This is a genomic window from Rhodoluna miladensis (SeqCode), from assembly GCF_965234705.1.
GTDB classification, from domain to species: Bacteria; Actinomycetota; Actinomycetes; order Actinomycetales; family Microbacteriaceae; genus Rhodoluna; species Rhodoluna miladensis.
In genome coordinates, this window is the sequence record NZ_OZ248465.1 from 1065693 (window position 1) to 1089138 (window position 23446).

A 23446-nucleotide genomic window follows, 5' to 3' on the forward strand; every position below is an offset into this window, starting at 1 on the left:
TAAATGGCCCAAGCATTAGATATAAAGGCTTCCACGTTCGATTCGGCTCTGCTGGATTTGCCGTGGCAATTACCTTTGGAGCAGTGGCCGGAAGAGAACATCGCAGCACTGCCTAAAGGTCTATCGCGTCACACTGTTCGTTTTGCGCACCTGAGTAGCTACGTGATTGCGATTAAGGAAACCTTGCCTGAACTGGCCGTGCGCGAATACGAAATGCTCAAGAGCCTTCAGAAACTGGATGTTCCGTGCGTGGAGCCATTCGCAATCATCAAAAACCGCAAAGATGACGAGGGCAACGAGTTACCTGCGGTGCTAATCACAAGACACCTAAAGTTCTCACTTCCCTATCGTGCGATGTGGTCGCAGGGTCTGCGTCCTGAAACCGCAACAAGGCTTGTGGATGCATTAGCTCTGTTGCTGGTTCGCCTTCACATCGCAGGATTTTTCTGGGGCGATGTGTCTCTTTCCAACACACTTTTCCGAAGAGATGCAGGTTCGTTCGCAGCGTATCTAGTTGATGCTGAAACCGGACAGCTTTACGATTCCGGGCTCTCGAACGGCCAGCGCGAAAACGATTTGGAAATTGCAAGAGTCAACATTGCCGGAGAGCTAATGGATTTGGTTGCTAGCGGACGGGCTAAGCCTGGAGTTGATCCAAACGCAACTAGCGAGCGAATCGTGAGGAAGTATAAAGAGCTCTGGGTTGAACTAACTGCAGCTGAAGTTTTCAGTAAGGATGAGCGCTGGAGAATCACCCAGCGCGTTGAAAGACTCAACGAACTTGGCTTCGATATTGAAGAGCTGATGATCAAAACGGAAGAAAATGGTCGCAGCGTAAAGATTCAGCCAAAGGTTGTCGACGCAGGTCACCATGCCCGAAGACTCATACGCCTAACCGGATTAGACGTTGAAGAAAACCAAGCCAGAAGATTGCTGAATGACCTTGATGCTTTCAAGGTCAAATTTGATGCCGAAGCCGATGAAGAGGTAATGGCGCACCGCTGGCTAAGCGAAGTATTTGAACCGGTTGTGAAGGCTATTCCACGCGAGTACTCCGGCAAGCTTGAGCCAGCCGAGGTGTTCCATCAGGTGCTTGAGCATCGCGCATCCCTGGCGGAGAACCAGCAAAAAGGAGTCCCGTTAGCTGACGCGGTGAATTCCTACGTTGAGAATGTGCTTGCTCATCGGCGTGACGAAGAGGCGCTCATTGGTCCGATGACTGAAGCCATAACCCTGCCTACCTCGATTCCATCAGGAAATATCGAAGTGGACGAGGAAGAAGAAGGCGACTGGCGAGATAAGGTCTAAAACTTCGGGCGGGACTTTGAGATCTCGTACAAAGCCACAGATGCGGCAATTCCAGCGTTCAAGGATTCAGTTTCCTTGGCAATCGGAATAGATAAAACAGTGTCGCAGTTTTCCTGAACCAGTCTGGATAAGCCTTTTCCTTCAGAACCAATCACTAAAACTAATCCCTCATTTGAAAGATTGAATTTTGGCAGCGAAACATCGCCGCCTCCATCAAGGCCCACCACAAACAACTTCCTCTTTTTGAATTCCTTCAAAGTTGCGTTCAAGTTTCCAGCCAAGGCCACCGGAACCCTGGCTGCAGCTCCTGCTGAAGTTTTCCAGGCAGCAGCTGTGACTCCAGTTGAGCGGCGCTGCGGGAGGATTACTCCGTGACCACCGAAGGCGGCAACCGAGCGAATGATTGCACCGAGGTTTCTCGGGTCTGTGATTCCATCTAATGCAACAAACAAAGGCTTGGATCCGCGAGCTAAGACTTTATCTAGTAGCTCCATCGGGTGAGAGTAATTGTAGGGCGGCACTTGAAGTGCAACTCCCTGATGAACAGAATCAAATCCTGTTAAACGATCGATTTCTGGACGAGTAACTTCGTTGATTGGAATCTTGCGAAGGTTGGCCAAGGTGATTGCCTCTTTGACGCGATCATCCATTTCGATTCTCGATGCCAGATACAAAGCGGTAGCCGGAACTTTTGCTCGCAAAGCCTCAACTACTGAGTTTCTTCCCGATAGAACTTCAAAGTTCTCGGAGGTTTTGGTAATGCGCCTGCCTTTTCTTGCAGCAGCGCCTGCAACACCGGCGGTCTTTGGTCCCGATGCAACAAATTCACCCTTGCGGGAAACTCTTACACCGGTCGCTCTTTTTTTGTCCGCAGATTTTTTGGCTCGAAAAGCTTTGTGGCCTTTACGATCCTCGGCTTTAGGGGTTGGGCCCTTGCCTTCGAGCTTTTTGCGGCCGTGGCCACCGGTACCAACGTTCGGTCCCTTTTTGCCCTTAGCGGCTCCTGGTCGAATCGGTTTGCTAGGCATCTAGGTTCCAATGGGTCGAGCCGGCCGAGTCTTCGAGAGCCACACCAACTGCTTTTAGCTGATCGCGGATGCGATCAGAAGTTTTGAAATCTTTGCTATCCCTTGCAACGTTTCTCTGTTCAATCAGAGATCGAACCAGGCCATCCAGTGCGCTCATCGCAGCCGTTGCACCTGAACCTTGCCAGAACTTAGCCGTTGGGTTGATGTTCAAAACATCCACCATTGCCAACACTTCAGCATAGTTGCGGGCTGCTTGATGAGGCAGCTGATCATCGAGGCTGGCATTACCTTCACGGACACTCTCGTGCAATACCGCTAGAGCTGCTGGAATATTCAGGTCGTCGTTCATGGCTGAGGTGAACTTATCCGGAAAAGCTCCCTGATCTAGTTCGAGTTTTGCAAGCAGACCTTTTTCGCTTAGAGCGCGGGCAGCTCGATCCAAGAATGTTCTAATTCGCTCTAGGGCTGATTCGGCTTCGGCAAGGACACCTTCGTTGTAATCCAGCACTGATCGATACTGTGCTGAACCAAGGTAATAGCGAAGCGCTAAAGCGTTTGAGTCGTTAAGCACATCACTAACCAGAATTGAATTGCCGAGGGATTTACTCATCTTTTGACCGTTGACATTAACCAGACCGTTGTGGAGCCAGAAGTTTGCAAATTCGTGTCCAGCTGCTCGGGACTGAGCAAGTTCATTTTCGTGATGAGGGAAGCGAAGATCTAGTCCCCCACCGTGAATGTCAAACTTGGTGCCCAAGTACTTAACGCTCATTGCTGAGCACTCGATGTGCCAGCCGGGTCTTCCAAGTCCAAACGGTGAATTCCAAGCAGCGTCCTTCGGCTCTGAGTCCTTGTGTGATTTCCATAGGGCAAAATCTCTCGGGTCTTTCTTTCCGCGAGCTTGAGCCTCAGTATCGTCAATTAAGTCATCTGCTTTTTGGTTCGTTAGCTCGCCGTACTCCTTCCAGCTCGCTGCGCTGAAATAGACATCAGCGGAACCTTCAACCTGGTAGGCGTGGCCTTTTTCAATAAGAAGTTGGATGAGCGAAATCATCTCGGTGATGTTTGCAGTGGCACGTGGTTCGTAGGTAGGCGCTGCAATATCTAACCGACGATAGCTTTCAGAAAAAAGCTGCTCGTATTTGAAGGCAAGTTCCCACCAAGGTCGGTTTTCGGCTTTTGCGTTATCTAGAACTTTGTCATCGATGTCTGTGACATTGCGAATCATGCTTACTTTGTAACCGCTGGCAACTAGCCAGCGACGAAGCTGGTCATAGACCAAAGCGGATCGAAGGTGACCTAGGTGCGGAGCTGATTGAACAGTTGCGCCGCAAAGATAGATGCCTACTTCGCCGTTTTTTAGTGGTTTGAAATCCCTAAGTGCTGAGCTTCGGGAGTCAAAAAGCTTCAGGGTCACGAGCTAAAGCCTACCTTTCGAACCAAACTGGTTGCGATAGCCGCGAGGCCCTCGTCGTTACCTAAAAAGCCGAGCCCATCTGTTGTGGTGGCAGAGACGCTAACCGGCGCACCAATAATTGAGCCCAAGTGAGTTTCTAGCTCAAGCCGTCTTGGAGAAAGCTTGGGCTCATTGCCAATTAGTTGCACCGAGACATTCACCGGCTCAAAGCCGTGTTTGGTAAGCAGCTCAAGTGTTCCCCGCAGGAAAACCTCGCCCGATGCTCCAGCAAATTCAGGTCTGTCCACTCCAAAGTTGGAACCGATGTCCCCTAGTCCGGCTGCGGCTAGAAGTGCGTCGACCACCGAGTGAGCGATGACGTCGCCATCGCTATGGCCTTCAAGGCCACGATGTCCTGGCCATTCGAGGCAACCGAGCTGAAGAGTCTTCGTTGCATCTTCACTGAAGCGGTGCGAATCGGAACCGATTCCGGTTCTGGCTCCAGATAACAAATATCCTTGCGCGGTTTCTAAATCTTCCGCGGTGGTAATTTTCATCGCCACTTCCTCGCCAGGAACCATCATCACAGTTCCACCAAAGGCTTGGACCAAACTCGCATCGTCGGTGTAATCTGCAGCTGCTGCTACATGTGCTTTAACAATTAGTTCAGCGGGAAATCCCTGAGGGGTTTGAGCCCTAATTAGTTCAGCACGATCGACGGTTTCTTCGACCAGATCGCCTCGATACTTTTTGATGGTGTCTGCAACTGCTAGAGCTGGGATTACTCCAATTTGGTTTTCAAAGACCGCGTCTGCAACGCGATTGAACAAATTGGTTGAGGTAAGAGCCCTGGCTGAATCGTGCACCAAAACTATGTCGATGCCTCCAGCTAAAACTGCGAGCGCTTCTGAAACTGACTGCTGCCTGGTTGCTCCTCCCACCACAACTCGAATGTCAACGCCTTGAGAATCAAGTTGGTTTTCAAGCTCGAGGATTTGAGCAAGGTGAGATTCAGGAACAGCGATGATCAGTTGTCGTAAGTTATCGGTGGCTAGAGCTCGATAGATGGAGTGCTCCAGAAGGGATTTTCCAGCAAGCTCAACGAATGCTTTGGGTTGATTGGCTCCTAAGCGCTCTCCCCGACCTGCTGCCAGTAGCACCACCGCCACTGCGCGAGGGGTCATAGCTTTTTGTCTTTCCTAGGAGGCCAGAACTTGGTCAAGTAACGCCGAGGCTTTTTCCTCGTCGGTCTTTTTGGCAAGGGCTAGCTCGGAAACAAGAATTTGGCGCGCTTTGGCAAGCATGCGCTTTTCACCAGCTGAAAGTCCGCGGTCCTGATCTCTTCTCCAAAGATCTCTAACTACTTCAGAGACTTTTACTACATCGCCTGAAGCAAGTTTTTCCAGGTTGGCTTTATACCTTCTGGACCAGTTGGTTGGCTCTTCGATGAATTCAGCCCGAAGCACGTCAAATACCTGCTGAACACCCTTACGGTCAATAACGTCTCTGACTCCGACCATCTCAACGTTGGCAGCAGGGACCCAAATGGTCAGATCGCCCTGGGCGACCTTTAGTTGTAGGTATTTCTGAGTCTCGCCGCGTACGTTGCGGTTTTTAACCTCAACGATCTTCGCTGCGCCATGGTGAGGGTAGACAACGGTTTCGCCAACTTCAAACTTCATGTGTTGGATTCCCTTCAGAAACCACTATTTTACCACAGCTAATGCCATTTATAAGTGCGATAAACTTATGGAAACCACAGGAGGAACCCTTGTTTGTACGCCGTTTAGCTGTTTCAGCGCTGATAGCTACCCTGGCGCTGTCAACCAGCGCTTGTAGCTTCTCAGGCGATGTCACCTCTCTAAAGCCATATGCTCCAAGTGACGGTCAGCAAGTTGATCTAGAAAACATCAAAGCTCGCAACTTTATGTACTTAGTCTCCGAATCAGGTCAAGGTTTTCTAATTGGTTCGCTGGTGAGTTCTTCTTCTGAACCTAAGGTCGTAAAGATTCAGTACGTGGACCCAAACTCTCAAGCAAAAACCGATTACTTTGTTGAAATTGTCTCTGGAGCAAAACTCGACTTCGGATACAACGGCAATCCAGCTATTTCCATGCCAGTTGTTGAGGTGCCAGGACAAACCGCACTGTTTTACTTCCTGGAATCCGACACCATAAGTGACGGGGTCCAAGTTCCAGTTCTGGATGGAACACTTCCGGAATACAAGGCTCTTCTTTTGCTTTTAGAACAGCAGGTTGCACCGACTCCTGAGCCTACAGAAGCAGCTGAGCCGACTAACTAGATTTCAAATTTGTATCCCAGACCGCGAACGGTCTGAATGTATTTAGGTCTGGCCGGGTCTTCTTCAATCTTTGATCGAAGCCTCTTGATATGAACATCCAGAGTCTTGGTATCGCCAAAGTAGTTAGCTCCCCAGACCCGGTCAATAATTTGTCCTCGAGTTAGCACTCGGTTCACGTTTTCCATAAGTAGCTCAAGTAGCTCAAACTCCTTCAGGGGAAAAGCGATTGTCTTTCCGGAAAGAGTGACCTGGTGCCTGTCGGAATCAAGCCTTAGCTCTCCGGCTACCAAAACCGAATCGGCTTCAACGGCTGGCTCAATTTTTCTACGGAGAACTGCTTTCATGCGGGCTAGCAGCTCCCTTGTCGAGTAAGGCTTGGTGACGTAGTCATCAGCTCCGATTTCTAATCCAACAACCTTGTCCACTTCTGAGTCCTTGGCGGTAAGCATGATGATTGGAACATTTGAACTCAGGCGAATTTGCTTGCAGACCTGGTTGCCATCGAGCTTGGGCATCATCAGATCCAGTAAAATCACATCAGCACCCTCGGCTTGGAATTTCTGAATGGCAATCTCACCGTTCTCGGCCTCGATCACTTCGTAGCCTTCTTTTTCGAGCATGAACACCAGTGGTTCCCTCAGTGATTGCTCATCTTCGACTACTAGCACCTTGGTCATTAGCTTGCCTCCGGGACTACTTTGATGGTGCCTGTGACTGGATCCGCGGCGGTGGCCAACGGAATTCTGATAGTGAAAGTGGAGCCAACACCTAGCTGGGAAAACAGCTTTATATCGCCTCGGTGAATCTTGGCCACGTGCTTGACGATGCTCAGGCCTAGGCCAGTGCCGCCAGTTTCTCTGGATCTGGAAGGGTCGATGCGATAAAAGCGCTCGAACACCCGCTCTTGATTTTCAGCAGAAATTCCGGCACCGGAATCGGTAACCACAATTTCCGCCAGCGGACCTTTGACGGTGCAGCCGATTCCAACTTGAGATCCAGGTTCTGAATAACTGATCGCATTCTCGATCAAGTTCTTGACAGCTGCCGTCAACATCTCTTTGTTGCCAAAAACTTCCGGACCTTTTCCACCATCAGAAAGCAATCTAATGTTTCGCTTAGAAGCCAGCTGCTCGTTTCGATCAACTGCTTCAGAAACAACACTGCTTAGATCAACTAGCTCTGCTTCGGCGAGAACCTCTTCGGACTGAAGTCTGGATAGCTCGATGATGTCTTGGACTAGAAAAGATAGCCGGCTTGCTTCTTTATTTAGATTGCCCGCGAATTTTTCAATTGTTGCTCGATCATCCCCGGCCTGGGCAATTGCCTCCGATAGCAAAGCGATTGCTCCGATTGGGGTTTTTAGTTCGTGGGAGATGTTCTCGATAAAATCTCGTCTTGTTTTATCTAAGCGAATATCCCTTGTTCGATCCTCAAGGACCAAGACAACGTAATCGTTCGCAACCAGTGAGGCTTTTGCCGAAACTGAAATCTTTTCTTGCGCAAGACCAAAGCGCAAAACTCCTTCGAAGGACTCGACCTCTTTTGAAGATCTTGCTAGCTGGGCAAGTTCAATTAGATCTTGCTGCACCAGCACGCCACGAGTGACAAGACCAAAGGATTCAGCGCGGTTGTTCATTCGTACAACTTGATTAGATGCCCCGAGCAAAATTCCAACCGAGCCAAATAGCTCGAGGATCTCAGCAGCCAAAGTTGGGAACGGAATTGGGTCGCTGTTGGAGTCGATCTGGAAGCCCCGGCGTCCGATTGCAAAGCCGGCTATGGCTGCACCGACCACCGCTACCGCGATGGTCAGGAAGATAACCGCTAGGCTAAAGTTGTTCACAAGGTTAACAATATGGCTCAAAAGTAAGCTCCCAGGTACAAAAAGGCATATCGGTCTGGATTTTGGCTAGGGTTTGGTGTTTATTTGACCTGCGTTAACCAAAGGCTGGGATAGTCAACCAATCAGCCAGAAAGGCAATTCCTTGAGAGAAGTATTCAGAAGCGAGCTTCAAGAGGTGCAGCAGCGCCTAGTAGAGATGGCAAATTCCACTTCGGTAATCATGGAGAAGGCTTCAAAAGCATTTTTGACCAGTGATGTGGGCCAGGCAGATGAAGCGATTGCTCTGGCCGACACCAACGAGGAAAAGGCCTTGGCTCTTGATGAACTAGTAATCAGGGTTTTGGCCCAGCAGTCGCCAGTTGCCCGAGACCTTCGAGTATTGGTTTCCGCACTTCGAATCAGTGCGTCGCTTGAGCGCATGGGAGCACTTGCCGGACACATCGCTGCAATTGCGCGCTACCGCTTTCCAGGTTCCGCGGTTCCAGATTCCCTAAGAAAGACTTTTGAAGAGATGGGGGCCCTAGATGCCCAGCTTGCCAAGAAAGTTGCTGGGGTATTGAGCAACACCGACGTCGATCAAGCTCGTGCTATTCAGGCTGAAGACGAAAGAGTCGACGAACTGCACAGAACTGTGTTCGATGTTGTTCTTGCCCCGTCTTGGAAAGAAAACGCAATATTTACAGTTGACGTGACTTTGGCAAGCCGCTACTTCGAGCGCTTCGCTGACCACGTTGTTGATATCTCATCCAAAGTAAGTTACCTCACCACTGGTGAGTGGAACGAAACCGAGTAAGGCTTACTTCTTTCCCTGGCTTGCTACCGCTGCAGCTCCGGCTGCAGCTGCCTCAGGATCTAGGTACGCACCACCCTTGACGGTTGGTTCAAAATTCTCATTCAGCTTGTAAACCAGCGGCATACCGGTTGGAATATTCAGCTCGGCAATGTCCTCATCAGAAATTCCATCCAGGTGCTTCACCAGTGCCCGTAGCGAATTTCCGTGAGCGGTAACCAACACTGTGCGGTCAGCCTTTAGATCAGCTTTGATTTCATCCCAAAGTGGCATCATCCGAACCAAGACATCTTTTAGGCACTCAGTTTTTGGAACTGAAGAACCAAGGCCGGCGTAGCGCTCGTCACCTGCCTGGGAATACTTATCGGAATCCTCAATTGGCGGTGGTGGAACATCAAAGCTTCGGCGCCAAACCTGAAATTGCTCCGGTCCATACTCAGCCAAAGTCTGAGCTTTGTCCTTGCCCTGAAGAGCCCCGTAGTGACGTTCATTCAGGCGCCAAGATCTCTTGACTTCAATCCAGCTGCGCTCGGCGGTATCAAGGGCAATGTTTGCTGTGGAGATGGCACGTCTAAGTAAAGAGGTATAAAGAAGGTCTGGCTTTAGGCCAGATTCCGCCAATAGCTCTCCGGCTCGCTTTGCTTCCTGGCGGCCCTGATCGCTTAGGTCAACATCGACCCAACCGGTGAACAGGTTCTGTTGGTTCCACAAGCTGTTGCCGTGCCGAAGCAAAATCAAGGTGTATTGGCTAGTCATACTCTCAAGTTTAGTCAGCAGGGTAGTTTTTAGTGGTGGCTTTGAAAAAACCGGTTGGCGCAATAACTCGCGGAACCACTAACCCCAACCGCCTTCGGCGCATCGATCGGTACCTAACTCAGTTCACCTTCCTAAGGCTTGTAGCTAATCCCATTGCAGTTGATCTGGGATATGGCAAAACCCCGGTCACCGCAGTTGAGCTTTTGGGAAGACTTGCGAAAGTCTCCCCAACTATTCGAGTCCTAGGAATTGAAATTGATCCGGCTCGGGTGACTGAAGCCAAAGCACTGGAGCATTCCAAGCTTGCTTTTGAGCACGGCGGGTTTGAGGTTCCAATTCCAAAAGCGTTCTCAGACCGAGAAGATGTTGACCTTATTCGTGCACTGAATGTCCTAAGGCAGTACTCGGAATCAGAAGTTTTGTCAGCCTGGTCGCTTATGCAGTCGCGACTTAGCAAAGACGGCTTAATCATCGAGGGCACCTGCGATGAAATCGGAAGGGTAGCTAGTTGGATAACGCTCGATAAAACAAAGCCACTGACCTTTACCATCTCGTTGCGATTACAAGGGCTCGATAGACCTTCAAAAGTTGCGGAGCGCCTTCCAAAAATCTTGATCCACAAAAACATTCCAGGAAATAACATCCATCGCTACCTGCAGGAACTAGATCTGGCGTGGGATAAAGCTGCCGGCTTTGGTGCCTTTGGTTCGGCTCAGCGATTTGTGCAAACGGCAAAGAGTTTGCTAGAAGCCGGTTGGCCAATTGAAAACTCCCCGAAGCGCTGGAGGCTTGGGGAGCTAAGTGTTGCCTATGAGGCTATTTCGCCCTAGCTCCAAGATTGAGCTTTGGAAGCTTCGGGATGTTTGCAACAGAACCTGCCGACTGAGGAACGATTATCTCTTGCGTTGCGGCTATCGATCCGTGCTTGCCAACAACCTCTAGGGCAGCATCTTCCGGGACAGATCGGGAGATAACGGCAAGGGCGATTGGGCCCATGTCAAAGTGCTGAGCTACCGAGGTGATTTTCCCTCGAGTCTTTTCTTCCCCTAAAACCCAGATTTCATCGCCAACATCTGGAAGAGCATGCTCCGAGCCATCGAGATGCAAAAAGGTAAGTCTTCTTGGTGGATGACCCAGATTGTGAACTTTGGCAACTGACTCCTGGCCACGGTAGCAACCCTTCGAAAGGTGAACTGCGGTTGCTAGCAGATCTAGTTCGTGCGGAAGAGATTTCTCATCGACTTCGTTGATTGCTTTCGGTCTTCCAGCTGCCACCCGTAAACCATCAGCAGCCATCGTTCCAGCTAGCACTTTGCCAGCTAGGAGTTGATCTAGCTTTTCCGCTTCAACCAAATGCTCGAACCACGTGTAATCAACGGCACGAGTTGAATAGCGGTATCCCCCGGCAACAACTCCTGGCCACTGGTCTTTCCAAATCAATGGATGATCGTTTGACAAAAAAGAAATCTCAGGCGTTGTCTTGGTTGCGCCAACTGTTGCAAAGTCTGCTGAACGGTCGGTGATTTCAACTTTCATACGAAAGACCATCTTCTGCAGCCAGGTAAGCAGTGCTTCGGTCTGATTGCTATCAACTAACAGCCAGGTGGTCTCGCCGTCATCGATGACCTTGATTACTTGTTCGATTCTTCCCTGCGGGTCCAGCAATAAAGCCTCGGCGGATTCACCAGGAACTAAGTTCTTGAGATTTTGGCTAAGTAGTGAGTGCAACCAAGTAAGACGATCGATACCGCTGACCGCGATTACACCTTGAGTATCCAACGGGCAAAGCGCCTCGCCTTCAGAAAGCTTTCGCTGCTCAATCATCGGATCGCCGAAGTGCTGCTTGACTAACAACTACTCAACTCTTTCAAGCTTGGCTGAAGCGTGCGATGCCAAAGGGTTTCCAAGGGCGGCCATATCCCACGCCCAAAGCAAACTGCCGTCAACTAGACCAAACATTCTGGTTGCTGCTACATATTCTTTTGCCGAGGAGGAGCGCATGACAGCGTCGGTGGAGAGGTCAACTCGCGCGCCTTTGATTTGTCCGATGTAGAGCTCGCTTACTCCACTCGGGTGGAGAATCGATGCCTCGATGTCGAAGCCACCGTCTTTGTTCCTTAGGGTTTCAAGTTGTTCATGGTTTGCAAGAAGTTTCTCGCCGTTGCCAGGAAGTAATCCTGGGCCGCTATCTGAACCTTCAGGTGATTTTGCCAAACGCCAAAAACCAATCTCGGTTGGAAGTGATTTTCCATCACTGAGCTTTGATGTAGACACGTAGCTCAGGTAGGGCTGCTCGTCGTGACTGAATTCGATGGTCTGTGTGAATTCCAGTTCAATCTTGGACGTTTTGGTCTGATAGGAAATGAGACCGGGCCCGGACCACTTACCTACTAGAAAAGCAAAGGGGGTAAGTTCCAGGGGCAATCCCTCTGGTAAGACAAACAACTATTTCTGACCCTTGAAGAGTCGATACAAAACCAAAGCTGAGATTGATCCGATTGCAAGGGAAGCTAGAACCAATAGGCCGGTAAAGAAAATCTCGAGTGCAAGCATGAATAAAGTCTAACTTGCCAAAAACACATAGGCGGTGGCAACCGCCAAGATCAGGTAGCTTCCCCCGCCGACATAGACCAGCTTTCTGACTATGCCCTCTGGCTGAGCTCTAAACAAGTGGTACAAGGACACCAGCGCAACTGAGCCCGCCAGAATTGTCCCGAACCAAGCCGGAGCAGTTGATTGACTCTGGCTCAAAATCGCCCAAAGCGCCAAGGCGGCAACAATCACCCAGATGCTGATGATTTGACCCCAGTGCTTACTCATATCTCAATCATGCCTTAGCACCTTGCAGCTATGGCTAAACTTGGCACAAAGATTTGGAGTATCGATGGCACAGCTTCTGGTTCTTACGGCTTCGGCCGAATCAGAAGTACTTCCTGCCCTGGGACTACTGAGCCACAGGGTCCGATACATCGCAGCTGAGCCAGCAAGTTTGGTAAATGCTCCAGGTCACGACCTGGTTTTTCTAGACGCCAGAAAAGACCTTGCCGCATCGAAGGCCATGGCAAAACTTCTAAACGCAACTGGTCTATCTGCACCTCTTATCGTGATTATCGCCGAGGGAGGATTGGCAGCCTTGAACTCCGAGTGGGGTGCCGATGACATCATTTTGGATTCAGCAGGTCCCGCTGAAATTGAAACTCGAGTAAAGCTTGCAATTAGTCGTTCAAAAGAAATTGGACAGAACGACACCATCAATGCTTCGGGAGTTGTAATTGATGAAGCAAGTTACTCTGCAAGAATTCACGGCCGACCATTGGATCTGACATATAAAGAGTTCGAGCTTTTGAAGTTTTTAGCTCAGCACCCGGGCAGAGTATTTTCCAGAGATCAGTTGCTCAGTGAAGTTTGGGGATACGACTACTTCGGAGGAACCAGAACTGTGGATGTTCATATTCGAAGACTTCGAGCCAAACTGGGCGATCTTGAGGCCCTGATTGGGACCGTTAGAAACGTTGGATACCGCTTCAATCCAAGCGATTCAGAGCTAGCAAGCCTGTAGTTCAATAAAAGTTAACCGCCAGGACGCCTTGGCGTGTCAATATTGAGCCTATGTCCGAAGAAACCATGGCTATCACCCTGCCCGTATCACGGGATGGGTTATCCGCCGACCGCTTCTTGGATAGAGAACTTAGCTGGCTTGCATTTAACCGCAGAGTATTAGAACTAGCTCAAGATCCAACCATGCATCTACTAGAGCGCGTGAATTTCTTGAGCATCTTCTCTTCGAACCTCGATGAATTCTTCATGGTTCGAGTTGCCGGTCTCAAACGACGTTTGGCCACCGGCCTTGCGGTCAAGAGCCCATCGGGACTGTCCCCCAAAGAAGTCCTCACCAAGATTTCAGAGGAAGCACACGAACTCCAGCTGGCTCATGCCAAATTGTTTCTTGAGGTAATCGAACCAGAGCTAGAAAAGCACGGCATCAACTTAGTTCGCTGGAATGAGCTTAGAGACGACGAGAAGCTTTCGCTTCAGGACTACTTCCAGTCACACATTTTTCCAGTCCTGACACCACTGGCTGTTGACCCTGCCCACCCGTTCCCTTACATCTCCGGCTTGTCACTTAACCTCGCGGTTGTACTGCAGAACCCAGGAACCGAAAAAGAGCACTTTGCCAGAGTGAAGGTGCCACCTCTTCTTCCCAGGTTCGTTTTGATTCCTAACCCAGATAAACACGAAGGAGTTCGCTACGTTCCCCTAGAGGACATCATTGGCGAATTCTTGGGACTGCTCTTTCCTGGAATGACAGTGCTGCAGTATCACAACTTCCGAGTCACCAGAAATGAAGACTTAGAGGTTGATGAAGACGAAGGGGAGAACTTACTTCTTGCCCTTGAGAAAGAATTGCTTCGCAGGAGATTTGGCCCTCCGGTTCGCCTTGAAGTTGCGGATGATATGAACCCGCAGGTTCTTGAACTTCTGATTCGCGAGCTTGATATTTCAACTCAGGATGTTTACACCCTGCCATCACCTCTTGACCTAACCGGACTAAGTGATATTGGATCTCTTCCAAGACCCGAACTTCGTTTTCCTCCACACCCTGTGGTGACAAATCGGCACTTGGTCCCGCGCGATGATGAACCGCTGAATATGTTCACGGTGCTGAAAAGCCGCGAGGTCTTGGTTCACCACCCTTACGAATCTTTCTCAACCAGCGTTCAGGAGTTCTTGGAACAAGCGGCGGAAGATCCGCAGGTTCTGGCAATCAAACAAACTCTTTATAGAACCTCGGGAGATTCTCCTGTGGTTGATGCGTTGATTCAGGCTGCTCAGGCTGGCAAGCAAGTTTTGGCACTTGTGGAAATCAAGGCACGCTTTGACGAGCAAAACAACATCACTTGGGCCAGAAAGCTAGAGCAGGCTGGCGTTCACGTAGTTTATGGAATGGTGGGTCTAAAGACCCACTGCAAACTAGCTCTCGTGATTCGTCAAGAGGGTGGATCTCTAGTTCGGTATTGCCACATCGGAACCGGAAACTACAACCCAAAAACTGCCAGATTCTACGAAGACTACGGACTATTAACCTCGAGAGAATCCGTTGGTGAAGACCTAACCAAACTTTTCAACCACCTTTCTGGCTATGCGCCTGAAGCTACCTTCAAGTCGCTATTGGTTTCTCCAGTTGGAGTTAGAGAAGGTCTAACAGACCTAATCGAACAGGAGATCCAGCTTCACAAGGCTGGAAAGAAAGCTCGCATCAGCATCAAGGTCAATGCCCTGGTCGATGAGGAAATAATCGATTCGCTATACAAAGCATCCAATGCCGGTGTGCCAATTGACATCCTGGTAAGAGGAATGTGTGCGCTAAAGCCGGGAGTACCGGGTCTTTCCGAAACTATTCGAGTTCGATCAATTCTTGGTCGCTACCTTGAGCACAGCCGTATCTTTAGCTTCCTTGGTGGTGGAGACCCAAAGGTCTACCTCGGATCGGCAGACATGATGCATAGAAACCTTGATCGAAGAGTTGAGGTCTTGGTTCGTCTAAGTGAGCCTGATCACGTAAACAGCATTATTGAAATGTTTGAGCTTGCCATGAGCGAGCAAATTGCTTCCTGGAACCTTGACCCGAGTGGCACTTGGACACGAAGCCAGTTTGATTCCGAAGGCAACACCTTGAGCGACTTCCAAGACACCATCATGAAATCCATCGCAGAGCCAAGAGGCAAATAGTAGCTATGGAAATCTTTGCCGCCGGAGCGGTCTGCTGGAGAGAAGTCGGCAAAGACCTAAAGGTGGCAATCATCTATCGGGGGCGCTACAAAGACTGGAGTTTCCCGAAGGGAAAAGTTGATCCAGGTGAAACACTTGCCGAGGCATCTGTTCGGGAAATCAAAGAAGAGACCGGACTAAAAGTAACGCTTGGCGTTCCCCTTTCAACCTTTTCCTACCCGATTGAGAAGGAAAGAACAAAGGTCGTTCACTACTGGGCCGCAAAGGTTACCGACAAAGCACTAGCAAGCTCCAAATTCAAAGCGAATGAGGAAGTATCTGAAGTAGTTTGGGTAAAGCCAGAGCAGGCATTTGAGAAGCTTAGCTACAAGCACGATAAGGAATTACTGCAAGAAGTAATTGATCTTCGCAAAAACGGAATGCTAAAAACTAAGCCGCTGATCATCATTCGCCACGCTCATGCCACACCACGAGCTGACTACGTTGGCGAAGATGGCAAACGGCCCCTTCTTCCAGAAGGCAAAAAGCAAGCCAAGGAACTAGTTCGACTGCTGAGCGCCTATGGGCCCAAGAGAGTTTTTACGAGTCCTTGGCGTCGCTGCAAAGACACCATCACCCCTTATGCCAAGGCACACCGCTACAAGATCATTGACAGAGGCGAGCTTTCGGAAATGGGAAACGCTAAGGGACCTGCTCGAACCGCCAAGGTTGCCAAAAACCTTTTCGCTGATGCTAGGTCTTCGATTTTGTGTACTCATCGACCAACCTTGCCAACAATCACACAGGTGTTGGCAAGCTATGCCGAGCCAAAACTAGCCAAACTAATTCTTGAGGCCAAAGCTCTAAAGCCTGGAGACTTTATCGTGCTTCACCTAACCACCGCTGGTAAAAAGCCAAGACTTGTTGCTGTTGAATCACAGAGTTTAGAAGAGCGTCTCTAGCCAAAGTTTTTTCGCGGCCACCGCTAAATGTAGGCTTGGGACATGATCGAAACCGTCAGCCATGACCTTCCAACCCTTACTGGGCGTGACGGTAAGCCAGCCAAGTGTTTAGTGACCGGTGCAACCGGCTACATCGGTGGTCGCCTAATCAGAGAGCTTCTGGCTCATGGCTACCGAGTGAGGATTCTGGCGCGCAACCCAGAAAGACTAAAAGATCACCCTTGGATTGATCGAGTTGAAGTTGTCTCGGGAGACGCCCATGACAGTGCGGCGCTTGATAAAGCCCTTGAGGGCATAGACGTTGCTTACTACTTATTGCACGCTCTGATGAGCAAGGATGACTTCGAACAAGAAGAAAAAGACATCGCTCAAAAGTTTGGCGAATCAGCCAAGAAGGCAAACATTCAAAGAATTGTTTACTTAGGTGGCATCATCGCCCAAGATGAGAGGCTCTCCCCTCACCTTCAGTCCAGAGCCGATACCGGAACAATTCTTCGAAGCTTTGGAATTCCGACCATCGAGCTTCGTGCTGGAGTAGTTATCGGTAGTGGTTCGGCTTCCTTTGAAATGCTTCGCTACCTAACCGAGCGCCTTCCAATCATGACAACCCCACGCTGGGTTGAAACAAAGATTCAACCGATTGCTGTTCGTGATGTGCTGCGGTACCTGGTTGGAGCAGCTGCGCTGGATAAATCCATCTCCGGTGATTACGACATCGGTGGACCAGAGGTCTTTAGCTACCGGGACATGATGATGAAATACGCCGAAGCTGCAGGACTTAGAAAAAGAATCATCATTCCGGTTCCTGTGCTAACTCCAAAACTATCCAGCGGTTGGGTTGGTCTTGTCACACCAGTTCCAATTACCCTTGCTAGAAGATTGGTTGAGAGTTTGAAAAACGAGGTCGTTGCCCGCAACGATTCGATTAGACAATTGATTCCGGATTCCAAAAACGGACTTACTCCATTCAAGACAGCCGTTGAGCTTGCATTGACTCGAATCAAGGAAGCCAACGTTGAAACCCGCTGGACTAATGCCTCGGTTCCTGGAACTCCATCTGATCCACTTCCAACCGACCCGGACTGGGCTGGTGGAACTCTATATACCGATGTTCGAACAGTGCATTCAGATGACGCCATTGAAACTGTCTGGAAAAGAATTGAAGGCATCGGTGGCAAACACGGTTATTCAACTGCAACCTGGGCGTGGGAGCTTCGCGGCCTCATGGACAAATTTGTCGGTGGAGTTGGCCTTAGACGCGGACGTCGTGACGAGAACACCCTAATCGAGGGTGAGGCGTTGGATTTCTGGAGAGTAGAAGCAATCAATAGACCTTTCCTTCTTCGCTTGAGAGCCGAGATGAGAATGCCGGGACTTGCCTGGTTGGAGTTCGTAGCAGAAAAAGACTCCGCTGGTACCGGAACTCTGATCACTCAGCGAGCACTATTTGCCCCGAAGGGTTTGCTCGGTCACGCTTACTGGTGGGCCGTTTGGCCAATGCACGGACTGGTGTTTCCATCAATGGTTAAGAACATGGCCGGTCCATCGGTTCGCAAGATAAGAAAACAGTCAAAATGAGAAAAACCACCTGGGCTGTTATTGCCCTTTTCGGAGTCACCATTTCTTGGGGTGCTGCGTTCGTGTTAATGAAAGATGCAATTAACGAACAGCCCATCTTTGACTTTCTGGCAACCAGATTCACCCTGGCAACACTTGTGATGATTGCGGTTCGACCTCAAGTTCTAAAGGCAATAAACAAACAGCTGCTTATTAGGGGCTCTATTCTCGGAGCTATCCTCGGGCTTGCACTAATCACACAGACAATTGGATTAGATCTAACAACCGCAGCCATCAGCGGTTTTCTAACCGGTTTGTATGTTGTCTTTACTCCAATTCTGTTCTGGCTAATTTCCAGAAACAAAGTCGAAGGCAAAGTCATTGTTGGAACCGTGCTGGCCTTTGCTGCCCTACTGCTGATTTCCTTCAATGGTTTTTCTATCGAAATCGGTCAAGTTTGGTTGATTGCTTGTGCTCTGCTTTTTGCTTTTCACATCATCGGTCTTAGTTTTTGGAGCACCGCCAAAGACCTCTATGCACTAACGGTTATTCAGCTTGGTGCAGGTGCGGCTGTTTGCTCGCTCGGAGCGGTAGCGGATGGCTATCAGCCACCACCGAACGCAAGCGTTTGGGGAGTTGTGGTTTTCACTGCCGTGTTCGCAACCGCAGCGGCGTTCTTGGTGCAGACCTGGGCTCAGTCGATTATGGACCCATCAAGGGTGGCGATCATTTTGACCACGGAAGTTATCTTTGCTGCCGCCATTGCGGTAGCGGTGGGTCAAGAAACCCTCGCGCTTCGCACTGTATTGGGTGGAGGCCTGATGTTGATTGCGATGCTTATTGTCGAGTGGCCAAATAGCAAAACCAAGAGCCCGCTGACCCAAACGCATTTCACGTAGATCAGCAGTACTTGGCTCACGCGTCTTGGGTATGTCCCGACTCGCTAGACTAGTAAGCGCTAGGGCCTCTAGCTCAGTTGGTTAGAGCAACGGACTTTTAATCCGTGGGTCGTCGGTTCGATCCCGACGGGGCCTACCAATTTTTCTTTTGACTAACCGCGGTTCTTCTTGGCTTGCTTGTCAGCGCGCTTTTCCTTCAGGGTCTTTGCTGGAGCCTTCTTGTCGCTCTTCTGAGGTTTCTGTTCTTTTTGTGCCATGGTTTTTTTCTCCTTATTGCTGGGGTGCTTGTTCCTCGATTTTACCTACTATTTGTTGGCTTGCCACGCTTAGACCCAAGATAAATAGTGATTATCACTATTGATCCATAGAGGGCCTGACTGACGGTCACTACCCGCTCCCAGACCCCAACGTTGGTGGTCTCTGGATCTGTCCAGGTGCTCAAAAACCATACTGCAAGGGCCAGTTGTAAAGTGGTGCCGATTATCGATGCGGTCGGTCTGATTATCCAAGGTGCGTCTTTCCGAAATCGCATTGCAAGGATTGGCCAGAAAGCCGAGAGCGCAAAAGAAATAATCGCAAAAATCCGATGCTCCACTGAATAGCCAATCAAGGGAGTTGGGTAAATTGTCAGTCCGAAAGTTGCAATCGCCGACAAAAACAAAGCTATGCGTCCAGGCAGAGCCAACGTCCGAGCATAAATTGAAGCGATCAGAGTAAGCACTCCGCCGAAAACAAAGAACCCAGACATGATCAAATTCACCGGAGACTCAGGGGCAGCAAGATCGCTGATTGTTTGAGTAACTGGGTTGTATTCAGCCCAAAGCGCGCCCGCGATTACCCAACCTAAAACTGACTGAATTGGACCAATAATGGCAGCGATGAATGCGGGTTTTCCGATTGGCTTCATGCCAGAAGTTTACTGCGGGGGTTTGCCTTAATCACAAAAAACGTGTTAGCGGGATCTCATCCTAGATAGGAACTCAATAGTCCGAGGCTTACTAGCCTTTTCGAAAAAGTCCTTAGCTTCACCCTGCTCATAGATCTGTCCTTGCTCAAGGAAGATAACCCAGTCGGCAACTTCCCTTGCGAAAGAAAGCTCATGGGTTGCCATCAAGATTGTTGTTCCACCGGATTTGAGCTCGCGAATCAAATCAAGCACTTCACCAACCAGTTCTGGATCCAGTGCGCTGGTTACTTCATCTAAAAGCAAAACTTTAGGCTCCATGGCAACCGCTCGGATGATGGCTGCTCTTTGCTGCTGTCCACCTGAGATCTTGTCTGGGTAAGAATCTCCTCGATCTCCCAGCCCAATTCGGGTCAGCCAGCTTTGGGCAAGCTCGTTAGCGGCATCCTTATCCATCTTCTTTACATGCCTTAGGGCAAGGGTGATGTTGTTCAGAATGCTCAGGTGAGTAAAGAGATTGAAGGACTGAAAGACCAGACCAATCTGGGCTCTGATCAAGTCTTGATTCACACCCGGCGCGGAGACTTCTTCACCGTCCAGGAAAATCTGCCCATCGGTGAGATCTTCAATCTGATTCACGCAGCGAAGCAGAGTAGATTTTCCAGAACCCGATGATCCAATCAACGCAACAATTTGGCCCGGGAAAACCTCTAGGTCAACACCGTTGATGACCCTGCGGTCCCCGTAGAACTTCTTGAGTCCAACAACTTTTAGCCTCGGGCGATTCCAGTCGATCACAGCGTGACTCCCTGCTGTTCGCGGGCCGTGAATTTCGCCGAAATCCTATCGGCAAGTCGGATGGTTGGAATTGCGAGCAAAACAAATAACAGACCGGCAACTACATAAGGTGTGAAGTTGGCAAACTTCGCAACTTCAATCTGCGCTCCACGAACAGCGTCGATAGCTCCTAGAACAGATATGAGGCCTACGTCTTTTTGCAAGGCGATGAAATCATTCATCAAAGGTGGCACTACTTTTCTAACCGCCTGGGGCAAAACAACCAAGCGCATCGACTTGGAATAAGAAAGGCCGAGAGATCTGGCAGCGAGGCGCTGTGAGGAGTGAACAGATTCGATACCTGCTCTAAAGACTTCAGACACGTAAGCGCTGTAGGTGATAGTCAAGGCGACAATGCCAAGTACCTCGGCAGGAATTCTTCCAAGAAATTCAAGTCTTAGTCCAGGTATTCCAAATCCAACCAGGTACAAAACAATGATTAGCGGCAAGCCTCTAAACAGGTCAACGTAACCTTTTGAAAGCACGCGCAGCGGGAAAAACACCGGGGACTTAAGTGTGCGGATTATGGCAAGCAACAAGCCAAAAAACAGCACCAGAATTGCCGCAGCTACCAACACTCGGAGATTTAGCAGCAGCCCGTCAATCACTCTAGGAAAGCTAGCTACCGCCACATCCCAGTTGAAAAATGACTGCTCCACTCGCTCCCAGCCGGGAGTTGCGATTAGACCAAACCAAACAATTACCGCGAAGGCCAGAGTGCTTGCAAGAGAGATCCAGACCGAGCGCTTGCGCTGCGCTCTGCGGTGCTCGCGTCGATCCTTCTCTGCTTGAGAAAGCTCTTGCTCGTTTAGGTCCATGGCTCGATCCAAATAGAAATAGGTGGGGCATTTGCTGCCCCACCTATTTTCTCAATTTTTGGTTACTTTAGAACTGGTGCGCCTGCGAAGTCTGCGAGCCAAATAGTCTCAAGCTCAGCAAGCCTTCCGTTTGCGCGAAGAGCGTCAACAGCTGCCGATACGGCTGCAGTCAAAGGTGATCCCTTGTCTAGTACTAGACCGAAGCTATCTCCTGCTTCTGCTCCAGCAAGCTGGCCAAGGATTTTTCCTCCGTCAAGTTCAACAGCGGTTAGGTAGAAAGCGGTTGGTAGGTCAACAACAATTGCGTCAACCTGTCCGTTAGCTAGTGCTGCCTTGGCGTCGTCGTTCGAGTTGAACGCCTGAGCGCCAGCAGTCGGTGCGATTACGGTCTCAATTGCAGAAAAACTTGTTGTTCCGGTAGCTGCACCAATCAACAGACCCTTTAGGTCTGCAAGGGATGTAGCCTCTGCAGCTTTAGATCCAGCAACGGTGATTACAGTCTGAGCTGTTGAGTAGTAAGGGGATGAGAAGTCCACTGCCTCTTGGCGCTCAGGGGTGATTGAGTACTGCTGCAAGTTGAAGTCGAAGTTCTTAGCTCCTGGAGCAATTGCCTCATCGAAAGTTGTGCGAACCCATACAACATCTTCTGGAGCAAAGCCAAGTTCAGCAGCTACTGCATAAGCAACTGCAGCCTCAAAGCCTTCGGCGTTTTCTGGAGCGTCGCCAACAACCCATGGCTCATAAGCCGGTAGGCCTGTTCCGATGGTTAGTTTGCCAGCGGTAATGGTCTGAAGTTCGTTAGGTGCTGCTTCAGGTGTTGCGGTAGCTGCGCAACCTGAAAGTGTGAATGCAAGAGCAGCCGAAGTCGCAATTGCGAGCGCTGCTTTTTTGACAGAAGAAATAGACATTTGTCTCCTAGTTGAGTTTGTGGGGTGTTCCCTCTCTAAATTTACCGCAAGAGAGTGCCCGAGGGCTGAAGCTGGGGCCTTTACTAGCTTCTAGGGCGAAGTTCAGCCACCATTGGGCAAACAAAAGGATCGGCGTTATTGCTAAGACCCACCTTGTTTAGGTGCTTCATGATGGCGACATAGCTTGCCAGCAGGTTCATCTCAACCAGTGTGACCTCGTGCTTGCGGCAGTACTCAACGACGATTTCGTGAGCCTTGCGAAGGTTTGGCCTTGCCATCGAGGGGAACAGGTGGTGCTCGACCTGGTAGTTCAAGCCGCCCATAAGGTTGTCTTTGAGCCAAGAGCCTCTAATGTTTCTCGAGGTAAGTACCTGTCTTGAAAAGAAGTCAAGCTTGGCGTCCTCGGGAACCAAAGGCATGCCCTTGTGGTTTGGAGCAAAGGCAGCTCCCATGAAAAAGCCAAAGGCCATCATCATCACAAACCACAGCGCCAGACCCCAGATCGGGCCAAACAGGATTGCAAAGACCACGTATGGAGTTAGCTGACGAATCATCATCAGCGAGAACTCGAGTAGTCGAATGGAGAGCTTCCGGTCTTTGCGGACCAGGCCAGCAAATGAGTCAACCAGTAGATCAAAGCCGGTGAATAGAAGTAGTAGTGGGAAAAGGTATCCCTGGCGGTCAGAGAACCAGCGTTCAATGCCGCGCTTTGACTCTTTTGACTCGGTGGTGAAGCTAAGTACGCGAATAGCGATGTCCGGGTCTTCGCCAATCTGGTTTGGACGCTGGTGGTGCTTGTTGTGCTTGCGAAGCCAGAACCCGTAGCTTAGACCTGCGAACAAGTTGGCTAGCAGTAGGCCGGTCCAGTCGTTGGCTTTATTGTTTCTAAACACCTGTCGGTGTGAGGCTTCGTGAGCGATAAACCCATACTGTGCGCTCAGCACTCCGAGTCCTGCAACAAGTACGAAGGCAGCAATTAGCCAGAGTTTGTTCTGCTCGGTCAAAACTGAAAGATATCCGCTCAAGGTCCAAAAACCAGCGGCAGCAATGGTCAAAACAATTAGGCGAATGATGTAAAAACTTGGCTTTTTGGACAACAAACCAGCGTCACGAACTTGAGCCAATATCTGGTTGAAGTGGGTGGTTGATTTGGTTGCCAACATGGTCATTGTGCGAGTCTAACTGGGTGCTCTGGCAAAGACCTGCCAGTAGAGGGCCTAGCGTCTTGCAAAATGATCTTGCGACAGGTCTTGGCCTTTAGAGCCAAAAAAGGCTAGGGCGGCAACCACAACCGAAAGCACCATTACGGTGATTATTCCTAACCCACTGATTGCCATAAGAGATGTAATCTCATTGAACTCAAGAACTAGAGGGGTAGTTAGGTCCACCTCGGCCTGGAGGATGCTGATTCTAGACATCTGGGCTCTTC

25 protein-coding genes and 1 tRNA gene are annotated in these 23446 nt (G+C 49.9%); 10 read left to right on the plus strand and 16 right to left on the minus strand.

Features of this window, described 5'->3' with window-relative positions; genetic code table 11:
- The first annotated feature begins 3 nt into the window (after positions 1-3).
- The gene (locus tag AC8GDC_RS05360) at positions 4-1308 is read left to right on the plus strand and encodes a DUF4032 domain-containing protein (protein WP_506557630.1); all 1305 of its coding nucleotides are present in this window, start codon (positions 4-6) and stop codon (positions 1306-1308) included.
- On the opposite strand, the gene rlmB is transcribed toward AC8GDC_RS05360, so the two are convergent.
- Genes rlmB through AC8GDC_RS05380 form a run of 4 tightly spaced genes read right to left on the minus strand, consistent with a single transcriptional unit; the run spans position 1305 to position 5414 of the window.
- Positions 1305-2336, minus strand: coding sequence for a 23S rRNA (guanosine(2251)-2'-O)-methyltransferase RlmB (rlmB, locus tag AC8GDC_RS05365; protein ID WP_506557631.1), 1032 nt, complete (start codon positions 2334-2336; stop codon positions 1305-1307). The two genes, AC8GDC_RS05360 and rlmB, sit on opposite strands and share 4 nt — an antisense overlap.
- Positions 2329-3753, minus strand: coding sequence for a cysteine--tRNA ligase (gene cysS / locus AC8GDC_RS05370; protein WP_506557632.1), 1425 nt, complete (start codon positions 3751-3753; stop codon positions 2329-2331). Before cysS ends, rlmB begins: the two co-directional genes overlap by 8 nt.
- Positions 3750-4916 (minus strand): 2-C-methyl-D-erythritol 4-phosphate cytidylyltransferase, encoded by a 1167-nt coding sequence (gene ispD, locus AC8GDC_RS05375; protein ID WP_506557633.1) that lies wholly within the window; start codon positions 4914-4916, stop codon positions 3750-3752. Before ispD ends, cysS begins: the two co-directional genes overlap by 4 nt.
- 15 nt (positions 4917-4931) lie before the next feature.
- A complete protein-coding gene (locus AC8GDC_RS05380) occupies positions 4932-5414 on the minus strand; it encodes a CarD family transcriptional regulator (RefSeq protein WP_506557634.1) in 483 nt (160 codons plus the stop codon).
- An 89-nt stretch (positions 5415-5503) separates the two neighbouring features.
- On the opposite strand from AC8GDC_RS05380, the gene AC8GDC_RS05385 reads away from it, so the two are divergent.
- A complete protein-coding gene (locus AC8GDC_RS05385) occupies positions 5504-6034 on the plus strand; it encodes a hypothetical protein (RefSeq protein WP_506557635.1) in 531 nt (176 codons plus the stop codon).
- Here the strand turns inward: AC8GDC_RS05385 and AC8GDC_RS05390 are convergent.
- Positions 6031-6711, minus strand: a complete 681-nt coding sequence (locus tag AC8GDC_RS05390; RefSeq protein ID WP_506557636.1) for a response regulator transcription factor — start codon at positions 6709-6711, stop codon at positions 6031-6033. The two genes, AC8GDC_RS05385 and AC8GDC_RS05390, sit on opposite strands and share 4 nt — an antisense overlap.
- On the minus strand, positions 6711-7898 hold the full coding sequence (locus tag AC8GDC_RS05395) for a sensor histidine kinase (RefSeq protein ID WP_506557637.1): 1188 nt from the start codon (positions 7896-7898) through the stop codon (positions 6711-6713). Before AC8GDC_RS05395 ends, AC8GDC_RS05390 begins: the two co-directional genes overlap by 1 nt.
- A 121-nt stretch (positions 7899-8019) precedes the next feature.
- On the opposite strand from AC8GDC_RS05395, the gene phoU reads away from it, so the two are divergent.
- Positions 8020-8670 carry a phosphate signaling complex protein PhoU gene (phoU, locus tag AC8GDC_RS05400; RefSeq protein ID WP_506557638.1) on the plus strand — a complete coding sequence of 217 codons (651 nt, stop codon included), beginning with the start codon at positions 8020-8022 and terminating at the stop codon, positions 8668-8670.
- 3 nt (positions 8671-8673) lie between these two features.
- On the opposite strand, the gene AC8GDC_RS05405 is transcribed toward phoU, so the two are convergent.
- Positions 8674-9423, minus strand: a complete 750-nt coding sequence (locus AC8GDC_RS05405; protein WP_506557639.1) for a phosphoglyceromutase — start codon at positions 9421-9423, stop codon at positions 8674-8676.
- 35 nt (positions 9424-9458) lie between these two features.
- Between AC8GDC_RS05405 and AC8GDC_RS05410 the strand changes: the two genes are divergently transcribed.
- Positions 9459-10253, plus strand: coding sequence for a class I SAM-dependent methyltransferase (locus tag AC8GDC_RS05410; protein ID WP_506557640.1), 795 nt, complete (start codon positions 9459-9461; stop codon positions 10251-10253).
- Here the strand turns inward: AC8GDC_RS05410 and ygfZ are convergent.
- The 3 genes from ygfZ to AC8GDC_RS05425 form a co-directional block, all read right to left on the minus strand.
- Complete coding sequence (gene ygfZ / locus AC8GDC_RS05415; protein ID WP_506557641.1) at positions 10240-11277, minus strand: CAF17-like 4Fe-4S cluster assembly/insertion protein YgfZ; 1038 nt, start codon at positions 11275-11277, stop codon at positions 10240-10242. The two genes, AC8GDC_RS05410 and ygfZ, sit on opposite strands and share 14 nt — an antisense overlap.
- On the minus strand, positions 11278-11868 hold the full coding sequence (locus tag AC8GDC_RS05420; RefSeq protein WP_506557642.1) for a heme-binding beta-barrel domain-containing protein: 591 nt from the start codon (positions 11866-11868) through the stop codon (positions 11278-11280).
- Positions 11869-11985: 117 nt separating this feature from the next.
- Positions 11986-12243: a hypothetical protein gene (locus AC8GDC_RS05425; RefSeq protein WP_506557643.1), complete on the minus strand. Its 258-nt coding sequence runs from the start codon at positions 12241-12243 to the stop codon at positions 11986-11988.
- Positions 12244-12307: 64 nt separating this feature from the next.
- Here AC8GDC_RS05425 and AC8GDC_RS05430 point away from each other — a divergent pair, with 64 nt between their 5' ends.
- The 6 genes from AC8GDC_RS05430 (at position 12308) to AC8GDC_RS05455 (ending at position 18689) form a co-directional block, all read left to right on the plus strand.
- Positions 12308-12982, plus strand: a complete 675-nt coding sequence (locus AC8GDC_RS05430) for a response regulator transcription factor (RefSeq protein WP_506558474.1) — start codon at positions 12308-12310, stop codon at positions 12980-12982.
- A gap of 50 nt (positions 12983-13032) precedes the next feature.
- On the plus strand, positions 13033-15153 hold the full coding sequence (locus AC8GDC_RS05435) for an RNA degradosome polyphosphate kinase (protein WP_506557644.1): 2121 nt from the start codon (positions 13033-13035) through the stop codon (positions 15151-15153).
- Positions 15154-15158: 5 nt separating this feature from the next.
- Positions 15159-16094: an NUDIX hydrolase gene (locus AC8GDC_RS05440; RefSeq protein ID WP_506557645.1), complete on the plus strand. Its 936-nt coding sequence runs from the start codon at positions 15159-15161 to the stop codon at positions 16092-16094.
- A gap of 42 nt (positions 16095-16136) precedes the next feature.
- Positions 16137-17672 (plus strand): SDR family oxidoreductase, encoded by a 1536-nt coding sequence (locus AC8GDC_RS05445; RefSeq protein ID WP_506557646.1) that lies wholly within the window; start codon positions 16137-16139, stop codon positions 17670-17672.
- The gene (locus AC8GDC_RS05450) at positions 17669-18550 is read left to right on the plus strand and encodes a DMT family transporter (RefSeq protein WP_506557647.1); all 882 of its coding nucleotides are present in this window, start codon (positions 17669-17671) and stop codon (positions 18548-18550) included. The genes AC8GDC_RS05445 and AC8GDC_RS05450 overlap by 4 nt, the downstream gene beginning before the upstream one ends.
- Positions 18551-18612: 62 nt before the next feature.
- A tRNA-Lys gene (locus AC8GDC_RS05455) sits at positions 18613-18689 on the plus strand.
- A gap of 159 nt (positions 18690-18848) precedes the next feature.
- Here the strand turns inward: AC8GDC_RS05455 and AC8GDC_RS05460 are convergent.
- From AC8GDC_RS05460 to AC8GDC_RS05485, 6 genes are all read right to left on the minus strand, one after another.
- The gene (locus AC8GDC_RS05460; protein ID WP_506557648.1) at positions 18849-19457 is read right to left on the minus strand and encodes a DUF998 domain-containing protein; all 609 of its coding nucleotides are present in this window, start codon (positions 19455-19457) and stop codon (positions 18849-18851) included.
- 45 nt (positions 19458-19502) lie between these two features.
- Entirely contained in the window at positions 19503-20252 is a 750-nt protein-coding gene (locus AC8GDC_RS05465; protein WP_506557649.1) for an amino acid ABC transporter ATP-binding protein, read from the minus strand.
- A complete protein-coding gene (locus tag AC8GDC_RS05470; RefSeq protein WP_506557650.1) occupies positions 20249-21109 on the minus strand; it encodes an amino acid ABC transporter permease in 861 nt (286 codons plus the stop codon). The genes AC8GDC_RS05465 and AC8GDC_RS05470 overlap by 4 nt, the downstream gene beginning before the upstream one ends.
- 62 nt (positions 21110-21171) lie before the next feature.
- Positions 21172-22017, minus strand: coding sequence for an ABC transporter substrate-binding protein (locus tag AC8GDC_RS05475; RefSeq protein ID WP_506557651.1), 846 nt, complete (start codon positions 22015-22017; stop codon positions 21172-21174).
- Between the two features lie 83 nt (positions 22018-22100).
- Positions 22101-23186, minus strand: coding sequence for a fatty acid desaturase family protein (locus AC8GDC_RS05480; protein WP_506557652.1), 1086 nt, complete (start codon positions 23184-23186; stop codon positions 22101-22103).
- A 48-nt stretch (positions 23187-23234) separates the two neighbouring features.
- Complete coding sequence (locus tag AC8GDC_RS05485; RefSeq protein WP_506557653.1) at positions 23235-23435, minus strand: hypothetical protein; 201 nt, start codon at positions 23433-23435, stop codon at positions 23235-23237.
- Between the last annotated feature and the right edge of the window lie 11 nt (positions 23436-23446).